The 735-nt window shown below is 56.6% G+C and carries 1 pseudogene; it reads left to right on the plus strand.

From position 1 onward, the window contains the following. A pseudogene (locus A3754_RS27300) lies at positions 1-735 on the plus strand (hypothetical protein); the annotation flags it as partial.

Genomic DNA, 735 nt, shown 5'->3' on the forward strand with positions numbered 1-735 from the left:
GGTATGTCGGTGGTCGTGGTGGTGCTTACTGCCGCCATCGGATTGAACCGCATCAATGATGTGTTCAACGAATATTTCGACGAGACGTTTGAGGTTCGTCGGGTTAACGATTTTGCCATGAACAACCTGACGGGCATGCATCGTATCGACTATGCGGTGCATTCCGGCGAATCCGGTGGTGCCATGGAGCCTGCCTATCTGCAGCATATTGATGATTTGACCGTGTGGCTGGAGCAGCAGGATGAGGTGGTATACGCCACGGCCTACACGGATGTAATCAAGCGATTAAACCGAGACATGCACGGCGGCGATCCTGACTGGTACCGCATTCCCGACTCCCGTGAACTGATATCCCAATACACCTTGTTATATGAGCTGTCGCTACCCCAGGGGCTGGGGCTGGAGGACCAGCTGGATATCGACAAGGAGCAGGCAAGGGTCATCGTGATGCTGGAGAATATCGGCTCGCACCCGGTGCTGGAATTCAATGATCGGGTGGAAGCCTGGATGCAGGATAACTGGCCGCAAGCCATGCAGACCAAGGGCACCGGCATGGACATCCTGTTTGGCCGGGTCACCATGCGCAATATTCAGAGCATGCTCAGCGGCGCGCTGATTGCGTTGGTCAGCGTGTCGGTGCTGCTGGTTATTGCGTTGCGTTCCGTGAGGTACGGCATCCTGTCGCTATTGCCCAACCTGTTGCCGGCGGCCATGGCCTTCGGGCTGTGGGGGTTG

The sequence above is a fragment of the Alcanivorax sp. HI0083 genome, from assembly GCF_001635175.1.